The 263-nt window shown below is 62.7% G+C and carries 1 pseudogene; it reads right to left on the reverse strand.

From position 1 onward, the window contains the following. Nucleotides 1-180, reverse strand: a pseudogene (gene pmbA / locus SB822_RS58065) (metalloprotease PmbA); the annotation flags it as partial. Between the last annotated feature and the right edge of the window lie 83 nt (nucleotides 181-263).

Below are 263 nucleotides of genomic sequence, written 5' to 3' on the forward strand. Positions count from 1 at the left end.
GATCGTTTCGACTTCGCCTCGCCGCACGGAGACGGACAGGCCGTCGCCTTCGGAAATTTCGGTCGCCGCGTCGGTACCGCCGAGCGACTTCGCGTGACGAAGGATGTCCGAGGCGATTTCCTTCAGTTCATCCTGGGTATGCGGAAAAAAGCGCTGCTTGACGTCCATGTCTGCTGCCATTGTCGTTGCCGTCCTTTTGGGGCCGAGCGGCCCGGGTGTTCGCCCATGCGTGTTCGCGTGCCGCGCGATTGCGTGCGCCGAAT

The sequence above is a fragment of the Paraburkholderia sp. SIMBA_054 genome (genome assembly GCF_046534875.1).
Taxonomy (GTDB): Bacteria; Pseudomonadota; Gammaproteobacteria; order Burkholderiales; family Burkholderiaceae; genus Paraburkholderia; species Paraburkholderia hospita.